This window comes from Nocardia terpenica (assembly GCF_013186535.1).
Taxonomy (GTDB): Bacteria; Actinomycetota; Actinomycetes; order Mycobacteriales; family Mycobacteriaceae; genus Nocardia; species Nocardia terpenica.
Genome location: NZ_JABMCZ010000003.1, coordinates 239,537 through 259,681, shown reverse-complemented (window position 1 = coordinate 259,681; position 20,145 = coordinate 239,537). Strand labels below are relative to the sequence as shown.

General features: G+C 66.6%; 27 protein-coding genes. 7 read left to right on the top strand and 20 right to left on the bottom strand.

Annotated elements, in window-relative coordinates; genetic code table 11:
* Positions 1 to 11 precede the first annotated feature (11 nt).
* The 8 genes from HPY32_RS22515 to HPY32_RS22480 all read right to left on the bottom strand — a co-directional run bounded on the left by HPY32_RS22515 (position 12) and on the right by HPY32_RS22480 (position 3,967).
* Entirely contained in the window at positions 12 to 269 is a 258-nt protein-coding gene (locus HPY32_RS22515; RefSeq protein WP_067596265.1) for a hypothetical protein, read from the bottom strand.
* Positions 266 to 1,072, bottom strand: a complete 807-nt coding sequence (locus tag HPY32_RS22510) for a DUF6551 family protein (protein ID WP_067594866.1) — start codon at positions 1,070 to 1,072, stop codon at positions 266 to 268. The genes HPY32_RS22515 and HPY32_RS22510 overlap by 4 nt, the downstream gene beginning before the upstream one ends.
* Positions 1,065 to 1,961, bottom strand: coding sequence for a hypothetical protein (locus HPY32_RS22505; RefSeq protein WP_216676359.1), 897 nt, complete (start codon positions 1,959 to 1,961; stop codon positions 1,065 to 1,067). The genes HPY32_RS22510 and HPY32_RS22505 overlap by 8 nt, the downstream gene beginning before the upstream one ends.
* Positions 1,958 to 2,473 (bottom strand): WhiB family transcriptional regulator, encoded by a 516-nt coding sequence (locus tag HPY32_RS22500; protein ID WP_171983021.1) that lies wholly within the window; start codon positions 2,471 to 2,473, stop codon positions 1,958 to 1,960. The genes HPY32_RS22505 and HPY32_RS22500 overlap by 4 nt, the downstream gene beginning before the upstream one ends.
* 16 nt (positions 2,474 to 2,489) lie before the next feature.
* Positions 2,490 to 2,906 carry a hypothetical protein gene (locus tag HPY32_RS22495; protein ID WP_067594875.1) on the bottom strand — a complete coding sequence of 139 codons (417 nt, stop codon included), beginning with the start codon at positions 2,904 to 2,906 and terminating at the stop codon, positions 2,490 to 2,492.
* Between the two features lie 190 nt (positions 2,907 to 3,096).
* The gene (locus tag HPY32_RS22490) at positions 3,097 to 3,504 is read right to left on the bottom strand and encodes a hypothetical protein (protein ID WP_156674756.1); all 408 of its coding nucleotides are present in this window, start codon (positions 3,502 to 3,504) and stop codon (positions 3,097 to 3,099) included.
* Positions 3,486 to 3,710 carry a hypothetical protein gene (locus HPY32_RS22485; protein ID WP_171983020.1) on the bottom strand — a complete coding sequence of 75 codons (225 nt, stop codon included), beginning with the start codon at positions 3,708 to 3,710 and terminating at the stop codon, positions 3,486 to 3,488. The genes HPY32_RS22490 and HPY32_RS22485 overlap by 19 nt, the downstream gene beginning before the upstream one ends.
* Positions 3,707 to 3,967: a helix-turn-helix domain-containing protein gene (locus HPY32_RS22480; RefSeq protein ID WP_082871774.1), complete on the bottom strand. Its 261-nt coding sequence runs from the start codon at positions 3,965 to 3,967 to the stop codon at positions 3,707 to 3,709. The genes HPY32_RS22485 and HPY32_RS22480 overlap by 4 nt, the downstream gene beginning before the upstream one ends.
* Positions 3,968 to 4,140: 173 nt before the next feature.
* On the opposite strand from HPY32_RS22480, the gene HPY32_RS22475 reads away from it, so the two are divergent.
* From HPY32_RS22475 to HPY32_RS43960, 3 genes are all read left to right on the top strand, one after another.
* Positions 4,141 to 4,746, top strand: coding sequence for a hypothetical protein (locus tag HPY32_RS22475; RefSeq protein ID WP_156674757.1), 606 nt, complete (start codon positions 4,141 to 4,143; stop codon positions 4,744 to 4,746).
* 406 nt (positions 4,747 to 5,152) lie between these two features.
* Positions 5,153 to 5,545, top strand: a complete 393-nt coding sequence (locus HPY32_RS22470; RefSeq protein ID WP_067594887.1) for a helix-turn-helix domain-containing protein — start codon at positions 5,153 to 5,155, stop codon at positions 5,543 to 5,545.
* Between the two features lie 62 nt (positions 5,546 to 5,607).
* Positions 5,608 to 5,961, top strand: a complete 354-nt coding sequence (locus HPY32_RS43960) for a hypothetical protein (protein ID WP_067594891.1) — start codon at positions 5,608 to 5,610, stop codon at positions 5,959 to 5,961.
* Positions 5,962 to 6,176: 215 nt separating this feature from the next.
* Here HPY32_RS43960 and HPY32_RS22465 read toward each other — a convergent pair whose 3' ends face one another.
* The 3 genes from HPY32_RS22465 to HPY32_RS22455 all read right to left on the bottom strand — a co-directional run bounded on the left by HPY32_RS22465 (position 6,177) and on the right by HPY32_RS22455 (position 8,010).
* Entirely contained in the window at positions 6,177 to 7,265 is a 1,089-nt protein-coding gene (locus HPY32_RS22465; RefSeq protein ID WP_156674758.1) for a GAF domain-containing protein, read from the bottom strand.
* 110 nt (positions 7,266 to 7,375) lie between these two features.
* Positions 7,376 to 7,645, bottom strand: coding sequence for a helix-turn-helix domain-containing protein (locus tag HPY32_RS22460; RefSeq protein WP_156674759.1), 270 nt, complete (start codon positions 7,643 to 7,645; stop codon positions 7,376 to 7,378).
* 161 nt (positions 7,646 to 7,806) lie between these two features.
* The gene (locus HPY32_RS22455; RefSeq protein WP_067594897.1) at positions 7,807 to 8,010 is read right to left on the bottom strand and encodes a hypothetical protein; all 204 of its coding nucleotides are present in this window, start codon (positions 8,008 to 8,010) and stop codon (positions 7,807 to 7,809) included.
* Between the two features lie 117 nt (positions 8,011 to 8,127).
* On the opposite strand from HPY32_RS22455, the gene HPY32_RS22450 reads away from it, so the two are divergent.
* Together HPY32_RS22450 and HPY32_RS22445 are read left to right on the top strand one after the other, a co-directional pair.
* Positions 8,128 to 8,592: a helix-turn-helix domain-containing protein gene (locus tag HPY32_RS22450; protein WP_067594900.1), complete on the top strand. Its 465-nt coding sequence runs from the start codon at positions 8,128 to 8,130 to the stop codon at positions 8,590 to 8,592.
* Between the two features lie 2 nt (positions 8,593 to 8,594).
* Positions 8,595 to 9,947 carry a site-specific integrase gene (locus HPY32_RS22445; RefSeq protein WP_082871777.1) on the top strand — a complete coding sequence of 451 codons (1,353 nt, stop codon included), beginning with the start codon at positions 8,595 to 8,597 and terminating at the stop codon, positions 9,945 to 9,947.
* Between the two features lie 161 nt (positions 9,948 to 10,108).
* Here the strand turns inward: HPY32_RS22445 and HPY32_RS22440 are convergent, their stop codons facing one another.
* The 4 genes from HPY32_RS22440 to HPY32_RS22425 form a co-directional block, all read right to left on the bottom strand.
* On the bottom strand, positions 10,109 to 10,906 hold the full coding sequence (locus HPY32_RS22440) for an ABC transporter permease (RefSeq protein ID WP_067596267.1): 798 nt from the start codon (positions 10,904 to 10,906) through the stop codon (positions 10,109 to 10,111).
* A complete protein-coding gene (locus HPY32_RS22435) occupies positions 10,903 to 11,607 on the bottom strand; it encodes an ABC transporter permease (RefSeq protein ID WP_082871942.1) in 705 nt (234 codons plus the stop codon). Before HPY32_RS22435 ends, HPY32_RS22440 begins: the two co-directional genes overlap by 4 nt.
* Before the next feature lie 41 nt (positions 11,608 to 11,648).
* Complete coding sequence (locus HPY32_RS22430; RefSeq protein ID WP_067594909.1) at positions 11,649 to 12,485, bottom strand: ABC transporter ATP-binding protein; 837 nt, start codon at positions 12,483 to 12,485, stop codon at positions 11,649 to 11,651.
* Positions 12,486 to 12,552: 67 nt separating this feature from the next.
* Positions 12,553 to 12,972, bottom strand: a complete 420-nt coding sequence (locus HPY32_RS22425) for a hypothetical protein (RefSeq protein ID WP_156674760.1) — start codon at positions 12,970 to 12,972, stop codon at positions 12,553 to 12,555.
* Between the two features lie 115 nt (positions 12,973 to 13,087).
* On the opposite strand from HPY32_RS22425, the gene HPY32_RS22420 reads away from it, so the two are divergent.
* The gene (locus HPY32_RS22420; RefSeq protein WP_067594915.1) at positions 13,088 to 13,342 is read left to right on the top strand and encodes a hypothetical protein; all 255 of its coding nucleotides are present in this window, start codon (positions 13,088 to 13,090) and stop codon (positions 13,340 to 13,342) included.
* 192 nt (positions 13,343 to 13,534) lie between these two features.
* On the opposite strand, the gene HPY32_RS22415 is transcribed toward HPY32_RS22420, so the two are convergent.
* From HPY32_RS22415 to HPY32_RS22395, 5 genes are all read right to left on the bottom strand, one after another.
* The gene (locus HPY32_RS22415; protein WP_067594918.1) at positions 13,535 to 14,368 is read right to left on the bottom strand and encodes a class II fructose-bisphosphate aldolase; all 834 of its coding nucleotides are present in this window, start codon (positions 14,366 to 14,368) and stop codon (positions 13,535 to 13,537) included.
* A gap of 11 nt (positions 14,369 to 14,379) precedes the next feature.
* Positions 14,380 to 15,315, bottom strand: coding sequence for a hexose kinase (locus HPY32_RS22410; RefSeq protein ID WP_067594921.1), 936 nt, complete (start codon positions 15,313 to 15,315; stop codon positions 14,380 to 14,382).
* A complete protein-coding gene (locus HPY32_RS22405) occupies positions 15,312 to 16,490 on the bottom strand; it encodes an N-acetylglucosamine-6-phosphate deacetylase (RefSeq protein WP_067594924.1) in 1,179 nt (392 codons plus the stop codon). Before HPY32_RS22405 ends, HPY32_RS22410 begins: the two co-directional genes overlap by 4 nt.
* A gap of 405 nt (positions 16,491 to 16,895) precedes the next feature.
* Complete coding sequence (locus tag HPY32_RS22400; protein WP_082871778.1) at positions 16,896 to 17,822, bottom strand: ROK family protein; 927 nt, start codon at positions 17,820 to 17,822, stop codon at positions 16,896 to 16,898.
* A gap of 10 nt (positions 17,823 to 17,832) precedes the next feature.
* Complete coding sequence (locus HPY32_RS22395; protein ID WP_231951899.1) at positions 17,833 to 18,741, bottom strand: SIS domain-containing protein; 909 nt, start codon at positions 18,739 to 18,741, stop codon at positions 17,833 to 17,835.
* Positions 18,742 to 18,895: 154 nt separating this feature from the next.
* On the opposite strand from HPY32_RS22395, the gene HPY32_RS22390 reads away from it, so the two are divergent.
* A complete protein-coding gene (locus HPY32_RS22390; protein ID WP_067594930.1) occupies positions 18,896 to 20,140 on the top strand; it encodes an extracellular solute-binding protein in 1,245 nt (414 codons plus the stop codon).
* The last annotated feature ends 5 nt before the right edge of the window (positions 20,141 to 20,145 follow it).

Genomic DNA, 20,145 nt, shown 5'->3' with positions numbered 1-20,145 from the left:
CGAACCGATCCTCATGCCGTCACCACCCGGCCTGCGGCCCGCACACGATCCTCGACGATCGCGTCCACACGCGCACGCAGGACGCTCAGTGGTGCCTCGATGTCGACGAAAGCGGCCAGCGCCATGAGGATCTGCGCCATCCGCTCCGGGTCGCGCGCACACTGCGCGGCCAGGTGCCGATAGGTTTCCAGCGGTCCCATCTCCCGCACCCGCTCACATACCGTGAGCGCGGCGGCGGCGCAGTCGTCCAGATCGGTGTAGCGGGTCACGACGCGCCCCCGCCGACCGCGCCGAGGTTCCACCACGGGTCGATACGTTTGCCGGTGCCCCGGTTGTAGAAGGCCACCATCGTGTGCGCGTAGCACTGATCGGCCGGATTGCCGGTCGCCTCCCGCATCGACTTCGCCGCCCGCCGCAACTCGACCAGGCCCTTGCGGGCCAGCCGCGAGGCCAGCCGGGCCTCGTCGATACCGTCGCCGTACCGGTCTTTGATCAACGCCAGCGCCGCGATCGGTTCCCGCTTGAACCCGTCGTAGCCGTAGGTGTCGCGGATGACGCGCAGCGCGAACCCCAGCGAACCCGGACCATGTTTGCGGTAGACACCGACGAGCGTGGTGACACACCCGATCTCCTCCAGAGCGGGATTGGCACCGATCTGCAACCCCAGTGCCCGCACGATCCGGTCGATATCGGTCTCGACCGGCTTGCCCGCGGTCAACGCCACCTTGTACCGGCCCATCGGGCCTTGACGTTTGGTGCGGTTCAACTCCAGGAACAATTCCGCTTCCTGGGCACAGGTCAGGCCCTCGTACACATGGCACTGCACCTGCTGATCCGAACCGAGGAACGTCATCGCCGCGTCGCGGCGGTGCTGGCCGTCAACGATGTAATACCAGCCATCCCGCAGGGACACGTGGATGAACCCCATCAGATCCGGATCGAAATCACGGGCCAGCTCATCGGCCCACGCCCGATCCAGCACCCGCTGCGCCTGCGGATTGACCTTCATCTGATCCAGGCGCACCCACCGCAACCGACTGGTGACCTCGATACGCGCCGGTGCCCTACCCATTGGCGATCTCCTTGACATGCTTGCGAATCATGGCCAGCGACCGGGAGATGCCATCAGTCAACGGTTTCCGCTCACCATCGCGAATATCTTGGGGCCGAATGAATTCCAGTGTTGCGACGATCCCGCGCAACATCCCGTCGATGTTGCCGAGCATCTCGTTCGGATCACCCTTCGGACCACCGCTCCCGCGGGCGCCAAGCGCGGGAATAGGCTGCGGATGCTCCGGTTCACGTTCGGGCACAGGCGGTTTCGCTCGGTCTGTACATTTGCGGGCGACATTGGCGCGGGACAGGTTGCCCTCGGCCTTCGCCTCGGCGATGACGTCGTCGAACTGCTCGTCGGAGATCCCGTCGGTGAGGTGGTAGATCCCGCCCTGGGTGTTGGACAGCTCGTGAACGCCAGCGAAGTCGGTCGGCTTCGGCTTGACGTTGTCGTAAGCTACGACACCATCCCGGATCGCCGCACCACGAGCCGACGCCTCCGACTTCGTCTCCACCGTCCCGTGCGCTTGCCCCTCCCGGATGGCGACACCGAGACCGCGCTCAGCGCGGCGGCAGAACTCGGCCGCATCCAACTGCATCTCCTTGCCGAGCCGCAGCTGCTTGGCGATCTCCTGAATCGCCGCGGCCTTCGCCTTGAACTCGACGATCCGCGGCAGATCCTGCGCGGCGACCGCCGCCAGCAGCCCGGTCCGGGCCTGCGACAACAACACCGTCACCGCCCGCGCCTGCTGCTGCGGATCATCCAGACATCGCAGCGCAGCCACCCGCGAATCCACGTCCGCAGCAACAACTTCAACACCCGCACCTGCCGCGGCCGGTGGATCGGCGAACCACGGCTCGCGGTCGGGGTGACGGTTTATCGCATTGCCTGCCTCTATCACGCTCATGCGATCCTCCTGCGGCGCGTCGGGGCGTCCGGTTTCGTGAGGTGGTATCGCCGACGTTGGTAGCAGCGCGAACACAAGCCCAGCGCCCCGTACACGCGAAACTGGGTGGGGTGCCCTGCTTTTCGGTGGTCGTCGCTGGTGAGCATGGGCTGGCGGCAGTCGGGCGCGGCGCAGTGCCGCAGCTGATGCGCGAGGATCGGTGGTGGTTGGGTGCCGTAGGCGATGCGCGCCAGGCGGGCCCGGTCACCGGCCGAGGTGAGGTGGCCGCCGTCGGTGCCCACGGCGATGCCCGCGACGACGACGCCGACGGTCCTCGGCTGTCGGCAATGCCACGCCGCGCACTCACGCAGGACCGGGCAGCCCCGGCACCGGGCGGCAGCCACCCGATCGCGGTCACGACCCACCGGCAGCGACTCGGTCGCCCAGTACGCCGGGTTGCGGTCCTTGCACAGAGCCCGGTCCTGCCAACCCGCCGCGACCGGCACCCCCACTCGAAAAGGATTGTTGTTCATGGGCTCTCCACCGTTTTCACCGCGGTCTCGCGGCGACGAGTTCGGCTTGCAGCGCATGCTGTTCGGCGTCGCTGAGTCCCGCGATCTCCGGGCAGAACAGATCGGCGGACTTCACCGCCAACCCCCACCCGAGCCCGTTGTCCTGCTCGTACTGCGCGCGGTCGAGCCAGGCCGCTTCACTGCGCGTGTGGCAGATGCCGAGCGTGACCATCAGGGTCACCGCATCGTCGCCGTTGTGGCGGTCGAAGATGGCTTGCGGGTCGATGCCCAGTGCGACAACGGCTTTGCCGATCAGGCACGACCCTGCGAGGGTGCCGGTGCTGTCGCGTTCGACGTTGACGCACTCACTGTGCTTGTACACGAAAGCCGGTGCTGCGGCGGCGGTCTCGCGGACCTTAGTGATCAGGTCGTCACCGGTGACGGTGAGCGTCATGCGGTCACCGCCTCGGCTGCCATGAGTGGGTCGGCGGCACCCGGATAGATGGTGTGGGCGACGGTGCCGGTGCTGAGGTGGGGGTATGTGGACATGGGTGTCCCGTCTGTCGAATTCGAGAAGGGTTCGGCGAATGCCGCAATGACGTGAAATACGCTGTGATGCACAGGATTACGGATACTGCGGCTTATCAGAGAGACAGTGCGCCTATGGTGGCTTTACGGTCGGCGTACTCGATGGCCGTGCCCCACGGCACGTCGCAGTCCTGATGCGCCTGCACGCAGTGCAGCCATCGGGCTTGTGTCCCGTTGTCCCAGCCCAGCAGTGCCAGCCATTCCGGGACATCGATGAACCGAGTGTTGAACAGTTTGCCGGATACTGTCCGCTGCTCGAAGACAGCAAGTGGAACGCCCAGAGCGACAAGAGCTTTCCCGATCAGGCAGGAACCCTCGCCGCCGAGCACGTACGCGCACACCGGGGTGCCGTCCTCGGTCGTCGCGGCATAGATGTTGTCCGGTGCTCCGGCAGCGATCTCACGGACCTTGACGATCACACTGTCGGCAGTGGGTGGGGTGAACGTTAATTCGCTGGGAGACATAGTGTTTCGCCCTTTCGAGTGCGGGATATGGCGGTGGCGTGCAAGGCGTAGAGCCATCGGCGAAGACTCAGCTCGCTACCGCCGAGACAGGCCCGCCACTGCGCCTGCTCGGCCATCTCCTCGAGCTGGCCGGTGGTGTAATCGGCGAAGCGCTGCCACGGGGGGAACGAGCCGGGCAGCCCTCGCGGCAAGCTATCGGCCGTCATCGGCTCTTGTCCTGGCATGTGGTGCAGCGTGGCTGCTGGACGATGTCGCGCGGGTCGGCGCCCAATGCGCTGGCCCAGGCGCGCATCAGCTCGTCCGACGCCCCGCGGTATCCGAGTTCGATGTTGCGGATGGTGTCCTCGTGCACTCCGGGGCCGCCGTGCTCGACGATGCGGCGGATCAACTCCCGCACGGTCATGCCCTGGGCTTGGCGCAGATTGCGGATTCGCACTAACGGACCGACAGCTCTAACGGTCATGCGTTAGAGGCTAACCATAGGGGGCGACAGGTACAAGGCCGAAACCACCAGGAAATCGGGCAGATAGGCAGGTCGAGACAGGATCTTGAGCTAACGTCATACAGTTAGATCTGCGGAAACATTGCTGCGTTCAGCGCTAGACCTGTCCGTCCTGGCGGTGCATGATGGTGGCCATGAGTGACGACCGGCGGGAAAGCGATGCCCGATGGGCGGAGCTGGGCCCGATCGCGCAGCGGCGACGAGAGGAACTCAGGCTGACACGGAAGGCTGTTATGGCCGAACCCGGCGCACCGTCGGATGCTGCGCTACGCGCGTTCGAAACAGGGAAGATGCCGCACCCGACCATCGGCAAGCTGGGGCCGGACAAGCGGCGGGCACTGGAACGCCTCTACGGCTGGAAGCCCGAGTCGATCGACAAATACGTACGGGGCGGTGAGATCGAGGTCGAGTGGGAACTGGTGCGAGTGCCGACCACGCGGCTCGTGCAGACCGACGAGGGGCCCGCTCTTGCGATGGTGCGGAGTGCCCCCGTCGATTACGGGGTTCAAACAGCGCAGATCGCGTTGCTGGCCGGTGCGCGGGACGCGATGCGGGCGTTCGAAGAGGGACATGGCTCGATTGATACTGCGCGCGAAAAGTTCTGGCGGCTCTACAACACCCTGATCACGGAGTACGCCAGGGCGCGAGGGGAGAGCCCGGAAGCAGTGCTCGAGATGGGTCGAGCACTGCTGGACACGATCGATCAGACGACCGGCGTGGTAGGTATCGACCGCAGGTAGGCGGCCAGCCACGCGATGGAGATGATCACCTCCTTCGGGCCGACTGAAGCGGTGGTGCCCGGTTCGACGTCTCCGCCGGGTGGCTCCGTCAAAGGTTCGTCGACCGCTTCGATGACCGGTAGCGGTGGCTCGCTGGGCCGTCTCCGGTTTGTGTTGTTCACTCTCTGCCCTCGCTGGTCTCGTCAACCTCTGCCCATGCGGCCTGCCCCGACGCGGGTGAGCACCCAAGCCGCCCTCGCGATGCTTCGGAACCAAGCCCTCCCGTCGAAGCATCGAAACCGACAGTAATACCCATTTTTGGGTACTGCAACACACAATATTCCCAGCTAGTCTCAACTAATCTCCAGCAAATCTTATGAGCCCCACTCGCCTGGTGTGTCAGGGCGTGCGCCGTTACCCTGATGCCATGGCGACCATCAATCCAGTGGATGTCACCGAGGGCGACCGGCTCAACGCCGCCGTGGCCGAAGTGGTGCGGGATCGTCGTGAGCAGAAGGGACTGACCAGGGACGATGTTTGCTCCGCCACCGGTATCCCGCTGAACACCTACATTCGGTACGAGACCGGTGTCACGGCACCGAATACCGGACGCCTACACGACATCGCCAAGGCGCTGGGCACGACGGTCGTCGGGATCATCAACGCGGCCAGGCGGTCCTCCGGCATCCGCGAGCCTCTGCCACGCGGTGGGGCCGAGCATGACGAAGCAGCTGTCGAGTACGAGTTCGTCCCGCTCACGGCCGATCAGATGGCCGATCTCGAAGCGCGCGAGTCGCCGAGCGCGAGGCAGGACAAGTAGGGCACCCGCACGCCCGTCACCCATCTACCACCGGACAAGCACCTACCCCGGCTGTCGTCTATGTGTCCGATCCGGATGAGATCCGCGGCGCGGCGCAGCATCCGATGCTCGATATCGGTCAGCCCGATCCGGGGCACCACCTCGAGCGCACCGTCGCTCGAGCGAATCACCGCCCCGATCTCGATCATGCCGCCGCCGACAACGATCCGCCCGGATGGCGGGCCGATCGTAATACCGTGCGCTGCACCCGATTTCCTGTCCATCGTGCCCGCCCCCGAGCCTCGGCGATCCAACCTGGTACGGACCCCTACCATCAGCGCTCGCGCCGTTCGGGCAGCAGACGGCATCCGCCGATACGCTCTATGGTGATCAATGTCAGTGCAACGCATCAGCATCGGCGGCTCGATTCCAGGTAGCAGTCACTGTCATTCCGCACGGTCGTAAGGTGCGGGGTCGCTGCCAGTCCGAGACCCATGTAGAACCGGTCTCGCCGGGTCGCCCGACCGTCAAAGCCAGCGGGCGTGCGTACCTCGCATGATAATCCGTTCACCCCGAGTTAATCCATGATTCGTCATGGAAGGGCGTCCGGTTCCGGACAGCGACGGCGAAAACCCGCGCGTCGCCGCGAGAATCAGCTCTCGATCGTGAACCGCACCAGGGCAGCCGTCACGTTGCGGTCGACGGGCACCAGATCCGCTCGTGCGCTGATGCGCACCCACTCCCCATCCACCCCGCGCACCCGCAGGGAGCCCGTCGTCGACGATTTCGACAGTCCGTTGGCCATCGCGAGCATCACCGGCCGATCATCCGGATGGACCGCGGGCTCGGGCTCGGTCGCGATCCGACGCCACGCGATCCTGTCCGGCGGCGTCGTACCGTGCCTCCAGCGCACCAGAGTCAAACTATCCAGATCGACGATCGCCTGATACTCACCCGGAGTGCTCGACGCCTCGATCAACCTGTGCTCGAGCAGCACAAACGGTTCCGGCTCGCTATCGGGCTGCGTCTGCACCCGCTGACTGAGACCCAGACCCACCAGATGCGTCTCGCCGCCGATGGACTCCTCGACCGTCCGATGCGACCAATGCGACTGCCACTCCGTACCGTCCCGCCGCTTGATCGTCCAAAAACCCTGATTCGTCTCCCCCGCCTGCGGAGCGACGATCCTCTTGAGCGCCACCGACTCCCGGTGGTCGGTCGTCACCTGCGCGAAAACCGTTGCCAGCGACGCGGCTTGGCCCCGCTCCTCGGGCGGCAGATCAGCCATCTCCGCCCACTCCGGCGAGCCCAATGCGGTTTTCGTCGTGAAATCGACCCGCCACGCAGCCACCAGCGGCCTCTCCGGCACAGCATCACCATCATGGCCCGACCAGTACTGAATACCGTGCAACCGGCCACCGACGACATGCGGGACGGCCTCCACCCGGTAGCCTTGATTACTCTCCGAGTACGGCTCGCGAGTCTCGGCGACCGTCGTGATAGCCCGGTCGATTCGTGCGATGGACGACCCCTTGAGCGCCGTCTTCACCGGCAGGAACGCCCGGGGCCTACCACCCCAATTCACAATGGACACACCATCTTCCGGCCACGTGAATGTCTCGATCAGCAGCCACTGGCCGCCCTTACCTGCCCTGTCTTCTCCCGAAGGAGCATCTTGTCTATCGGTCATCCGACCATCATGACAACCGAGCGGCACAGGCGACACGTAATACGCGATCATCCGATGGACGATGGCCTGGGCACGGAGCGCGAGGCGTCGCCCCAAGCGTGTCCGGCGCCGGACGCTGATCACCCGTGATCGCCGACTGCGGTCACGGGTGATCAGCGGTCTTATCGTGCCGCCGCAGCCTCCTCAGTGCTGCCGAGGGTGTTCGAGTTCAGGTACTCGGCGATGGCGCTCTCAGGGTAGAGAACCTTGGTGCCGCGCTTGACGAAGCGGGGCCCGGTACCACTGCTGCGCTCGTTCGCCAGCACCTTCGTGGTGGTGTGGAAGTAGTCAGCCAACTCATCCGGCGTCCACAGCTTGTCCATCAGGGAGGTCTGTTCGATCATCGTCGAGAGTCGCTTCTCGGCAGAGGGGTGTCTGGTGATCGTGACCATGATGGCAACCGGGGCGGCACAGCGGCACGCAAAACGCGATCGTTCGGTGTACCGACGACTAGTGGTGCGGGTAGGGCGATCTTGACTTGCGCGCACGCACCGAACAGGCACACAACGCCCCTGCGACTTTCTCGGATCGCAGGGGCGTCGCTGCGTACCGCTCAGGCAGTGCGGGCGGCGGTGTTGGCCGTCTCGTACTCCCGGATGGCCCGCCAGCTATAGCGAACCTTGCGGCCGACCTTGATGAAGGCCGGGCCGGTGCCGTGGTAGCGCATGTCGGCCAGATATTGCTCGGTCACCCCCCATCGGACAGCCAGCTGATGCGGTGTGACCAGCGGCTCCTCGCTGGCTCGGGTTTCGCTCATCTGCGCCTCCTCTGATCAGCGATGCCATCACAACGATGGCTATCGCTATCGGAAAGCTAGCAGAAACTATCCAAAAGCATGCACTAGCAATAGATCGGATATGCCATACTGCCGCCCATGACATCACCACCAGAAGAACTCGGCGACGCCATCGCAAAGATCATCGCCGAACGCATCAAGCAGTTGCGCGAGGACCTGGGCATCGGCTACGCCGAGCTCTCCAGGCGCCTGAAGGCGATCGGATGCCCCATCCCCGAACTGGGACTGAGCAAGATCGAATCACGAGATCGCCGCATCTCCGCCGACGAACTGCCCGCCCTCGCATACGTCCTCGGCGTCTCGCCGATGACGCTCCTGATGCCGGATGCCGCCGCAAACGACGCGGTCGACGGCACCGGGCTCACGGCAGAGCAGCTGTGGGCCTGGCTGCGCGGCGACGAGCCGTTCGGCTCCGCGCCGGGAGATCGAGGCGGCCGGGCACGGCTGGAGTTCCTGGCGCGCAGCCAGCCGTCATGGATCGTCGGCGAACTCGACGACGCAATCCGCGCCATTCAGAGAAAGCGTGACGAGGGTCGGGGATAGCGATGGGCAGCAAGCTTGCGGTCGGAGAGCAGGGTAAGCATTGGCCAGCGGAGCCGCGATGGAACGATAAACGAAACTACTTCGAATGGTCCGTCACGATCGGCGAACCGTTCGGAGAACCTTCCCGCGTGTGGGCGCACGGAGCGTCGCCGGAAGCGTGTCGCCGGAATCTTCAGAAGCGGGTGAAGGCATGGAAGCCGAGAGCAATCGGCTGCGCCGATACCGAATATGGTGATGATCCTACCGTACTCGAAGTCGTGCGAGCTTGGTACAACCGCGAGAAGAAAAAACCGGTAACCACACGGCGACTTCAGACCCTCAACATTTATTATAAAGAAATTGAGGTTGCAGCAAAAGGGCGCAAGAATACCATCAAGATCGCAAACTCCAGCCTGGCCAAGGTGAAGGCACTACGAGCGACGCGAAGGGACATACGTGGATATCTAGAGTTGCTCAACAGCTTTTCAAACAAACAATCGGTTCATAAGACCATCCTCAACCAAGCTTTTCAAATGCTTGTCGATGACGATTTTCGCGACGACAATCCAGTAGCGAGCATTAAAGGCTACAACGGCGAAAATGCCTCCCGAAGAGCCCGCAGAAAAGTTGGCGCAAACCCCTATTTCTCCGAAGAACCGATGCCGTTCTCGAAAGCGGAAATGGATCTGTACTGGTCCCTCGAAGAAAAGTACTTCACGGGGAAGCCGAGGCGCAATCCCATCTTTCGTGACTACACATTACTGCTATACGAAACCGCAGGTCGCCCTGGCGAATGCCTTGCCATCGAGTTCGACAGCATCGACTACAATGCAGGAACCGTCACCATCGAGGCCACACTTGTATATACGGTACTTACGATAGAGGATGTTCATCGCCTTATCGAAGAATTCAAGCTTAGCTCGAACCAGATCATTCTTCCGGAGGACTGGAAGACGCTGAGCCCCACAGCAAGAATTTACGTCTTGTTCCGGCAACCCTTCCCAAAAACCGAGGCATCATTGCGGGTCATCAAGGTAAGCGCACGGGCGCTCGCCGCACTCAAACGATTGAAACTACTCGCGAAACCTGGGCAGAAACTCGTATTCATAGGTTCCTCGGGCGCAATGCTGAACCCGGACAATGCCGAAGTTACCTTCAGGAAAATCGTCAAAGGAACACCGCTGGAAGGAGCCACACTGAGGACTCTGCGATCGACGAAAGCGACACGCATCGCCGAGGCGTATATCCGTCGTGGTCTGGACTACGCTCTCGCACGGGCTCGTGAGATCCTGGGACACGAGATCGGGAGCCCGGTCACGCTGGAGAACTACGTGGCTATCGACAGGCCAGTTATCGACTTCGTCGATGTCGGCTGACCGGACCCATCTGAAAACCCTTCACAGATACCTTCACAGACCCCCAGAGAAGCGGTTCTTCGTACCGCAATCAACCAGCTCAGAGCTGCTTTCCCTCCTTCTCGGCAAGGAAATCTAGGACTTTTCGATTTCGGATTCTTTGCTTTCGCGAGACGAATCGGTCATTCGTTACCGGCCGTCGAGCCGAATCGTGCCGATATCAAATTTTCGACGACGCCGACTATTGCATACAGAAGTACCGAAACAATGGTGACCAGCACGATCGAGGCCCAGAGTTTGTCGTACTGGAACGTCGGTATGGCGCGAACCAGGCTCGCCCCGAGACCCGTTCCGCTGCCCAGCCATTCGCCGAGCAGGGCGCCGATCAGCGCCCCCGGCACCGAGATTCGCGCGGCGGCGAACACCGACGGCCACGCGGCGGGCACCGCGACCATGCGCAGCCGGGTCCAGCGCGAACCTCCGTAGGCGGCAACGAGTTCCATGGCCTGCGGGGAGGCGGAGCGCAGGCCGGTCATGATCATCACCAGGGCGGGGAAGAACACCACGATCGCCGCCATGACGGTCACCCCGGCCAGGCCGCGGCCGAAGATCAGCACGATGATCGGCGTCAGCGCCACCAGCGGCACCGAGCGCAGCAGCATCGCCACCGGCAGGAACGACTGCTCGACCGCGGGCAGCGTGACGAACAGGGCCGACACCACCAGCGCCACCACCATGCCGACGCCGAAGCCGATGGCCGCGTCCCGCAGCGTGATTCGCAGATCCGACTCGATCGCCCGCCGTGCGACGGCGGCGGAGTCGCCGGTGACCAGGTAGTTCCAGACATCGCCCGGCGTCTTGCCCACCCGTGGCCCCACCTGCGGGAACGCATGCAGGAAGGCATACCAGACGAGCAGCATCACGATCAGCGAAATAATCAGGGGTGCAAGGAATCTCGCGATGCGTCGCAGTGCGTTCACGCCCGCGCCTCCCGACCGGTCCACGGCGCCAGCAGCCGGGCCACCAGCGCCACCACCGCGTAGCCGAGCCCGGCCAGCGCCGCGGCGGCCAGCGCCATGCCCCAGGTGCGCGGCACGTTGTAGGAGGTCTGCGCCGCGGTCAGCGCCACCCCGATACCGCTGTCGATCCCGCCCAGATACTCGCCGATGATCGCGCCCAGCACCGCCGAGGGCGCGGCGATCTTCAACGCCGCCAGCGTATTCGGCAGCGCCGCGATCAACCGGACCCGCCACAGCTGCTGCCAGCGCCCGCCGCCGTAGGCGCGCACCAGATCCAGGCTGGTCCGGTCGGCGGACCGCAGCCCCGACACGGTGCCGACCATGGTGGTGAAGAAGCAGTACATGGCGGCCAGGAACACCGTCGGGGTGCGCCCGCCGAACACCACCAGGATGATCGGGCCCAGCGCCAGCAGCGGTGTGCAGTAACCGAGTATCGCCAACTGGGTGGCCAGCGATTCGATCGGCGGCACCAGCAGCACCAGCACGGCCAGCGCGATCGCCAGCCCGTTGCCCCACAGGAACCCCTGCAGCGCACCGGAAGCCGTGATCCGGAAGTTCGGCCCGTACAGCGCCCAGCCGTCGGTGTACACGCCGTGCAGCACGGTCCACGGGCTCGGGACGGTGCCGCCCGCCACCCGCAGGTCGGCCAGGATCCACCACATCGCGATCAGCGCCGCGATACCCAGCGCCCCGCCCACGCGCCTCACCGCGCACCGCCCGGAACATCCAGGGCCGCTTCGGCTTCGGCCTCGATGCCGCCCCGGCCGCCGCGCCCGAACAGCAGCTCGGACAGGTAGTCGCAGAGCCGGTGGAACTCCGGCGCGCGCATCATCTCCGGCGTGCGCGGGCGGGGCAGGTCGATCGGCACCAGCTCCACCACCCGGCCCGGCCGCGGGCTCAGCACCGCCACCGCGTCGGACAGGAACACCGCCTCGCCGATGCCGTGCGTGACCATCAGTGTGGTGGCGGGCTTCTCGGTCCAGATGCGCAGCAGCTCGAGGTTCAGCCGCTGCCGGGTCATATCGTCCAGGGCGCCGAACGGCTCGTCGAGCAGCAGCACCGTGGGCTGCACCACCAGCGCCCGCGCGATCGAAACACGTTGGCGCATACCGCCGCTCAGCTGTGCGGGCCGGGCCTTCTCGAAGCCCTCCAGGCCGACCAGCGCGATCAGGTCGGCTATTCGGTCCGATTCCACCGGCAGCCCGGCCACCTGCAGCGGCAGTTTGATATTGGATTCCACGCTGCGCCAGGGCAACAGCGCCGAATCCTGGAAGGCGATGCCGAATTCGTGGCGGCGGCGCAGTTCCGCCGGGGTCGCACCGTTGATGCGGGCGGTCCCGGCGGTGGGTGTCTCCAGCCCGGCCAGAATGCGCAATACCGTCGACTTTCCGCATCCCGAGGGACCCAGCAGCGACAGAAACGCGCCCCGCTCGGTATGCAGATCCACCGATTCCAGCGCCTGGACGGCGCGCCGCCCGACCCGGAACGTCTTACTCAGCCCGCCGATGTGAATACCGGTGCCCGCGGGTTCCCTACTCATGAATGCACAGATTAGGAGCTGACCGTTGCGCCGATATTGCGAATCGGCGCATCGGATTTCGGCGGAGTTACCGGCCCGGGGCGCGGGCGGGCGGTTCGAACCAGGCGCGGGCCGAGGGCCGGAACAGCAGCACGATCATCGCGAGCGCGCCGATCGGTCCCAGCCACCCCGGCGGATGACCGAGCACGATCGACGGCACGGTCCACAGCATGCTCAGCGCGGCGAGCAGTACCGCGCCGACGCGGATGCCGTCGCCGACCGCGCCGAAGGCCAGCGCCACCACCCCCAGCAGCCAGTTCGGCACGAACGACAGCGCGATCATCAGCGCGGACCGCGCCCCGAACAGCCATCCGGCCGCGGCCGTGCACACGATTCCGACACCGGCCGTCGCCAGCGCGATCCACCGTGCCGCCCGCACCGCGGTGGGCATGCGGTAGGCGTCGAACGGGTCCGCGCCGGGCGCGGATCGAAACCCGCTGTCGGACATGCTCAAACTGTACCGCTCGGTCTGCAACTATTTCGGCACTACCCGGTCACGACCCGAAAATACCCACTCTGACATTGGATAATTCACATAGGACATCAATAGCCTCACCCCGGGGATGCGCAAGGGAGACGCCATGGCCATCGGCACCTTCAGCTACACCGATGCGGACGGAAACGGCCGAGTCCTCACCGACCCGATCGACACCATCGCCTACAACGTGCAGCTGTGGATGGACGCCGAGGTGGTCAACCACACCGACACCACCGCCTGGCTGCACGAGGCCGAGGACGGCGACGGGTGTTCCCGGCCGCTGGCCCCGGGGGACCGGATTCAGCTCGGTGACCTGGTTTCCAGTGTGGTGTTCGGCTGACGCGGGGATGATCCCGGCCAAAAGCATGCCGGGATCATGACGAGAGAGCCATGCCGGGATCATGACGAGAGAGCTCGGACCGGGATCATGACGAGAGAGCTCGGGCCGGGATCACGACGAGAGAGCTCGGACCGGGATCACGACGAGAGAGCTCGGACCGGGATCATGACGAGAGAGCTCGGGCCGGAAGTATCACGCCGGTGCGGCGAGCAGGTGCAGGAAGCGCTCGACCTCCGCGGTGACCGCGGCCCGGCCCGGCCCGAGGTACTTGCGGGGGTCGGCGAGGGCGGGGTCGGCGGCGAGGACGCTGCGGACGGCTTCGGCCATCACCACATTCAGGCGGGTGGCGATATTGATCTTGGTCATGCCGTGCCGGACGGCCGATCGCAGGCCCTCGTCGGGGACGCCGGAGGAGCCGTGCAGGACCAGCGGGACCGGGACCTTGGCGGCGAGGCGGGCGATGAGGTCGTCGTCCAGGCGGGCATCGCGGGTGTGCATGGCGTGGGAGGAGCCGACCGCCACCGCGAGCGCGTCCACCCCGGTGGCCGCGACGAAGGCGACCGCCTCGTCCGGATCGGTGCGCGCGCCGGGCGCGTGCGCGCCGTCCTTCCCGCCGACCTCGCCGAGCTCCGCCTCCACGTGCACCCCGTGCTCGTGGCACCAGCGCACGACTTCCGCTGTGCTGTCCACATTTTCGGCGTAGTCCAGCGTCGACCCGTCGTACATCACCGACGACACCCCGAGTTCCACCGCCTCCACGATCAATTCGCTCGAGGTGGCGTGATCCAGGTGCACCGTGAGCGCGGCCCCGCTGTCCGCGGCGATCTGCAGGCAGGCCCGGGCCAGCGGCGCCACGCCGCCGTGATAACGCGCGGTGTTCTCCGAGATCTGCAGCACCGCAGGCCGTTTCGCGGCCTCGGCCGCCGCGGCGATGGCCTCGGCGTGTTCCAGGGCGATCACGTTGAACGCGGCGAGGGCGCCGGGCCGGGCGGCGGCGAGCAGGTCGGGCACGGACAGCAGGGGCACGAATCAATCTCCTAGGTAGAGCTGGACAACTCGGTGACCGTCACGGTCGGCGCCAGCCGGGCGCGCAGCGAACGGTCGATCTCACCCGCGACCGGAATGACCACGGCCGCCGCCGACGTCGCGATGGCGTCGACCAGCAGTGCGGGCCAGTCCGGTTTCGGGTTGTCGGCGAGCCCGGCGATCACGGCGGCGGCCGCGGCGTCGCCCGCACCGGTCGGATTCCCGGACACCGACTCCGGCAGCGTCGCCGACCACGCGCCCGAACCGGTGACCGCGATCATGCCGTCCGCGCCGCGGGTGGCGAGCACCGCCCGCGCCCCGCCGTCGAGCAGCGGCCGCACGGCGCGCACCACCTCCGCCGGGGTCCCGGAGTCCGACCCGGTGAGCCGCTCGAGCTCCTCCCGATTCGGCATCAGCACCACCCCGGGCACCTGCGCGGCCAGTTCCAGCGCGCGGCCGTCCACGTCGCAGACGGTGGGCACGCCGCGCTCGAGCCCGGCGCGGGCGAGCTGGGCCGGGACCGTGTCGGAGACGCCGCCGGGCAGCGATCCCGACACCACCATCCCGCTCACGTCCGGCAGGAATCCCGCCACCCGCACCAGCAGCTGGTCGACGGCGTACGGGTCGCTGACCCGGGCGCCCGGCTCCCAGAGCGAGGTGGCGGTGCCGTCGGCGGATTCGCTGATCACGACCGTGCGCCGCACCCACGGCAGGGCGTGCACGAAGTCCACCGGTAGCTCCAGCTCGGCCGCCGCCGAGAACAGGTGGTCGGCGAACCCCGTTGCGCGCGAATACTTTCCGAGCTGGTTCAGCACTCGGCTGACATTGATGCCCTTGCCCCCGATGCGCTGTTCGACCGACAGCACCCGATGCACCCGGCCGCGCTCGAGACGCTCCACGCGGTAGGTCATGTCGTAGGCGGGGTTCATGGTCACGGTGAGGATCACGTCAACCACTGTCCATGGTGCAGGACCCGGCGCAAGCCCAGGGTGGCATCCAGCACGATCGCGTCGGCGTAGAAATCCGGCCGCAGGTCTCCTACCTGGGACAATCCGATCGCGGCGGCAGGGGTCGCGGTGGCGGCACGCACCGCGTCGGCGAGCGGCACGCCGCAGTCGTGGACCGCCCAGCGCAGGCAGCGCAGCAGGGTGGCGGTGCCACCGGCGATCGACCCGTTGGCGATCCGCGCCACCCCGCCGGTGACCCGGACCGCCTGCGGGCCGAGCCGATACTCGCCGTCGGCCAGCCCGGCGGCCTGCATGGCATCGGTGATCAGGGCTATCCGGCCGGGCGCGGTGGCGAAGGCAAGCGCGCCGAATCCGGCGTCGAGATGCACGCCGTCGCCGATGAGCTCGACGATCACCCGCCCGTGCGCCGCGGCCACCAGCCCCGCCGCCACCGGCCCCGGCGACCGGTGGTGCAGCGGCGGCATGCCGTTGGCCAGGTGGGTGACCAGCGTGCCCGGCCCCGCGGGCGCGAGCGCGGCGAGGAATCGGTCGTACGGCGCATCGCTGTGGCCGAGGGCGACCACCACGCCCTGCGCCGCGAGCCGGCGCGCGGCCGCCTCGAAGCCGGGGCGCTCGGGCGCCATCGTCATGACCCGCAGTTGCCCGTCCGCGGCCGCCAGCAGCCGGTCGATCAGCTCGGGGTCGGGATCGCGCAGATACCGGGGATCCTGTGCACCGCACCGCGTTTCGGACAGAAACGGCCCCTCGGCATGAATTCCGGCAACCACCCCCTCGGCCACCAGCCCCCGCAGCATCGCCACCTGCGCCACCATCTCGTCGGGCGGAGCCGTCACCAGCCCGGCGACCACCGACGTACTGCCCTGTGCCCGATGGAATTCCGCGGCCCCCCGAGCCTGTCCCGCATCGGTGCTATCGAACCGATACCCGAACCCCCCGTGACAGTGGATATCCACCAGCCCCGGCACCACAATCCCCGCGAACGGCGGCGCCTCCGACTCGGGATGCCGCCCAACCCATTCCGCAAACGACTCGACGACCAGGACCCGCTCACCCCGCACCGTCAGCACACCGTCGTCGAGTTGTCGTGTGGCAGTCACGATTCGACCACGCACCACCACGTCGCCCGAACCCCGCACTCCCGCACCCTCACTCATCGCACCTCCTCGACCTGTCCACAGTCGTACACAAGACAGGCATCATCGGCCGAGGACATGCGGCCCGCCCGAGCTCCCGGCCAAAAGCATGCCGGGAAAAGGGAGTACGCGAAGCATGCCGGTACAAGGGGACATGCGCCACCGGGAAATCGGAACTGTGCGTCGCCGGGAGAACGGGAGCGTGCACCACCGGGAAAACAGGAGTGTGCACCACCGGGAAAACAGGAGTGTGCACCACCGGGAAAACGGGGGCGTGCGCCACCGGCGAAACGGTAGTACGCGTCGCCGGGAAGACGGGGGCATGCGCCACCGGCGAAACGGTAGTACGCGTCGCCGGGACAACGAGGGCATGCGCCGCCGGGACAAGGGAGTATGCGCTACCGGGAGAAGGGCTTCCCGCTCGGTTCATTCGAGTGCTCCTGCTCTGGCGAACAGGGCGGCGCCGACAAGGCCTGCGCGGGCGCCGAATTCGCCCAGGACTACTCGGGGGACGGGGGCGACGCGGAGTAGTTCGGTGAGGCGGTGGTGGAGGGCGTCGGTCAGGGTTGTGCCTGCCCCGGCTAGGCCGCCGCCGAGGACGATCAGGGCGGGGCAGGCGGCGTGGATGACGCCGAACAGACCCTCGGCGAGGGCGTCGACGGCGTCGGCGAGTACCGCGCGGGCGTCCGGGTCGGTGTCTCGGGCGGCGAAAACCGCCTCGGCGCCGGGGATTTCGCGGCCCGTGCGGGCGGTGTAGGCGCGCGCGATGGCGGCGCCGGAGGCCACCGTCTCCACGCAGCCCACATTGCCGCACGGACACCGCAATCCGTCCCGGTACCGCACCGGGATGTGCCCGTACTCGCCGGCCTGTCCGGCGCCGCCGCGCACCAGGCGCCCGGCGACGGACAGGGTCCCGCTGATGCCGGTGCCCAGAATGATCACGCACACGTCGTCGCTGCCGCGGCCGGCGCCGTATCGCCATTCCGCCCAGCCCGCGACGGTGACGTCGTGCTCGATCAGCACCGGCATCCGCCACAGGTCGTGAAACCTGCTGCCCACCTTCACATCTCGCCAGCCGATATTGGAGCTGAACACCGCCAGCGAGCGGGCGGAGTCGACGATGCCGGGCATGATCACCGCCGCCCTGGCCACCCGATCACGCTGCGCGGCAGGCAGTTCGGCCAGCAACCCGGCCCCCAGCTCGCCCATGGCGTCGAAGGCGGCCTCCCCGCGCGGCGTGGCGACCGTGGCCGTATTCAGCACTCGCCCGGCAACATCGGTGATCTCGCCCTTGGTCGTGGTGCCGCCGACATCGACGGCGAGCACCAGATCGTCGGGTCCGACGGTGGTCACGACGCGCCCGTCACCCGAGGATCACCGAGCGATTCAGGCTGCGCGGATGGTCCGGGTCCAGGCCCAGATCCGCCGCGCGCAGCATGCACAGCCGGTGCACGCGCACCAGATCGGCCATCGGGTCGATGTCGCGATGCTCGAAATGCGCTCCGGTGGACTTGATGTCGTCGGGCAGGCTCTCGGCCACCGGGCCGAACGCCCACACCGCGCGCCCCGGCGCCGCGATGCTGATCGGGCCGTGCCGGTACTCGGTGGCCAGGTAGCCCTCGGTCCAGGACTGGCAGGACTCGCGCAGCTTGAGCCCCGCCTCGTCGGCGATCGCGGCGGCGAAACCCATTCCGACGAAACTGATCTGCTCGGCCCGGCGGACACCGGCGAGCCCGGGCTCGGGGTCCTCGGCCAGCACCGCGCGGGCCTGCGCGATCACCGGGGCCAGGTCCTCGCCCAGATGCCAGCGCAGGATCGCCAGCGCCGTGGTCGCGAAACGCGTTTGCACCACGGACTTCTCGTCGATCTCGTCGATGAGGATCGGGTCGGCCAGGTCGAGCACCGGGGTACCGGGGCTGGAGCAGATGACGGTGCGCGGCACGCCCTTCGGGATCGCGCGCATGGCGTCGACCACCTCGGTGGTGGTGCCGGAACGGCAGATCACCAGGTAGCGATCGTAATCGCGGTAGCGCACCTCGCTGGCGGGCCAGGCGTCGGTCAGACCGTGACCGGCGGACTCGCGCAGCGCGGAGATGGCGCGGGACATGAAAAGCGAGGTGCCACACCCGAAGACGGCCACCCGCTCACCGGGCTGCGGCAGCAGCGCGGCGTGCTCGGCGGCGACGGACGCGGCGCGCGCCCAGTCGTCGGGTTGTGTGGCCACCTCGGCGGCCAGATGGGTTTCGGGGATTCGCTCGGCAGAGGTCGGCACGTCACCAGAATCGACCCGCTGCTCGTTCATGTCAACTTTACATTCAAAACGGTCACATTCGATCATCATCCGCGCTAGATTCGGACCAATCGAATCGTTCGCTTCATCATCCGCGGTTCGTATCGCGGGGTGTGCACATTTGAAAGGCTTGCTAGTGAAACGTCCACTCCGCGGCGCACTTTCGGCATTCGCGCTGCTCACCGGCCTAGCGCTGACGATCTCCTCGTGCGGGTTCGGTGGCAACAAGTCGGACAGCTCGGACCCGAAGACCCTGTCGTTCCTCGTCCCGTCCTACAGCGACGGCACCAAGTCCGAGTGGGACAGCATCATTGCCGATTTTCATAGGCAGAACCCGGACATCACGGTGAATCTGCAGGTGGAGTCGTGGACCCAGATTCCCGATGTGGTCCGCACGGACCTGCAGTCGGAGTCGAGCACACCCGACATCCTCAATATCGACGCGTACTCCACCTACGCCTCCGACGGCAAGCTGTACCCGGCCAACCAGATCGTGGACAACTCGGTGCTGAGCGACCTGCAGCCCAGCTTCGTCAAGAACGCCTCGATCAACGGAACCCAATGGGCGCTACCGCTGTTCGCCTCCACCCGCACGCTGTTCTACAACACCGACCTGTTCGCCAAGGCGGGCATCACGGCCCCGCCGAAGACCTGGGCCGAGCTGACCGACGACGCCAAGAAGATCGCGGCGCTCGGCGGCGGCGTGTACGGCTACGGCCTGCCGCTGGGCAAGGAGGAGACCCAGGCGGAGACGTCGCTGTGGACCTTCGGCGCGGGCGGCAGCTGGTCCGACGGCAACAAGATCACCGTCGACACCCCGCAGAATCTGGAGGGCGTGCAGGCGCTGAAGGCGATCGCCGATGCCGGTGTGACCGAACCGAACCCGGGCTCCACCAACCGCACCCCGCTCATCAACGTCTTCATCCAGGGCAAGATCGGCATGATCGAGGGCCTGCCGCCGCTGATCAACATGATCCAGCAGCAGAACCCGGGCCTGAAGTACGCCACCGCCCCGACGCCGACCAAGGACGGAGCGCCGGTCACCCTCGGCGTCGCCGACCATCTGATGGCGTTCAAGAAGAAGACCGACAAGACCGCCGCGATCAAGAAGTTCCTCGACTTCTTCTACCAGTCGAAGGTGTACAGCACGTTCGTCAAGGCCGAGCACTTCATTCCGGTCACCACCTCCGGCGTGCAGGCCATGGCCGACGACCCGGTGGTGAAGGCGTTCGCCGCGACCATGCCGGTGGCCAAGTTCTACCCGAGCAACGACCCGAAGTGGGCCGCCGTGGAGGGCGCCATGAAGCAGCAGCTGGGCACCGTCACCCAGGGTGCCGACCCCGCGACGGTGCTGAAGGCCGTTCAGCAGGCGGCGAGTTGAGGGGC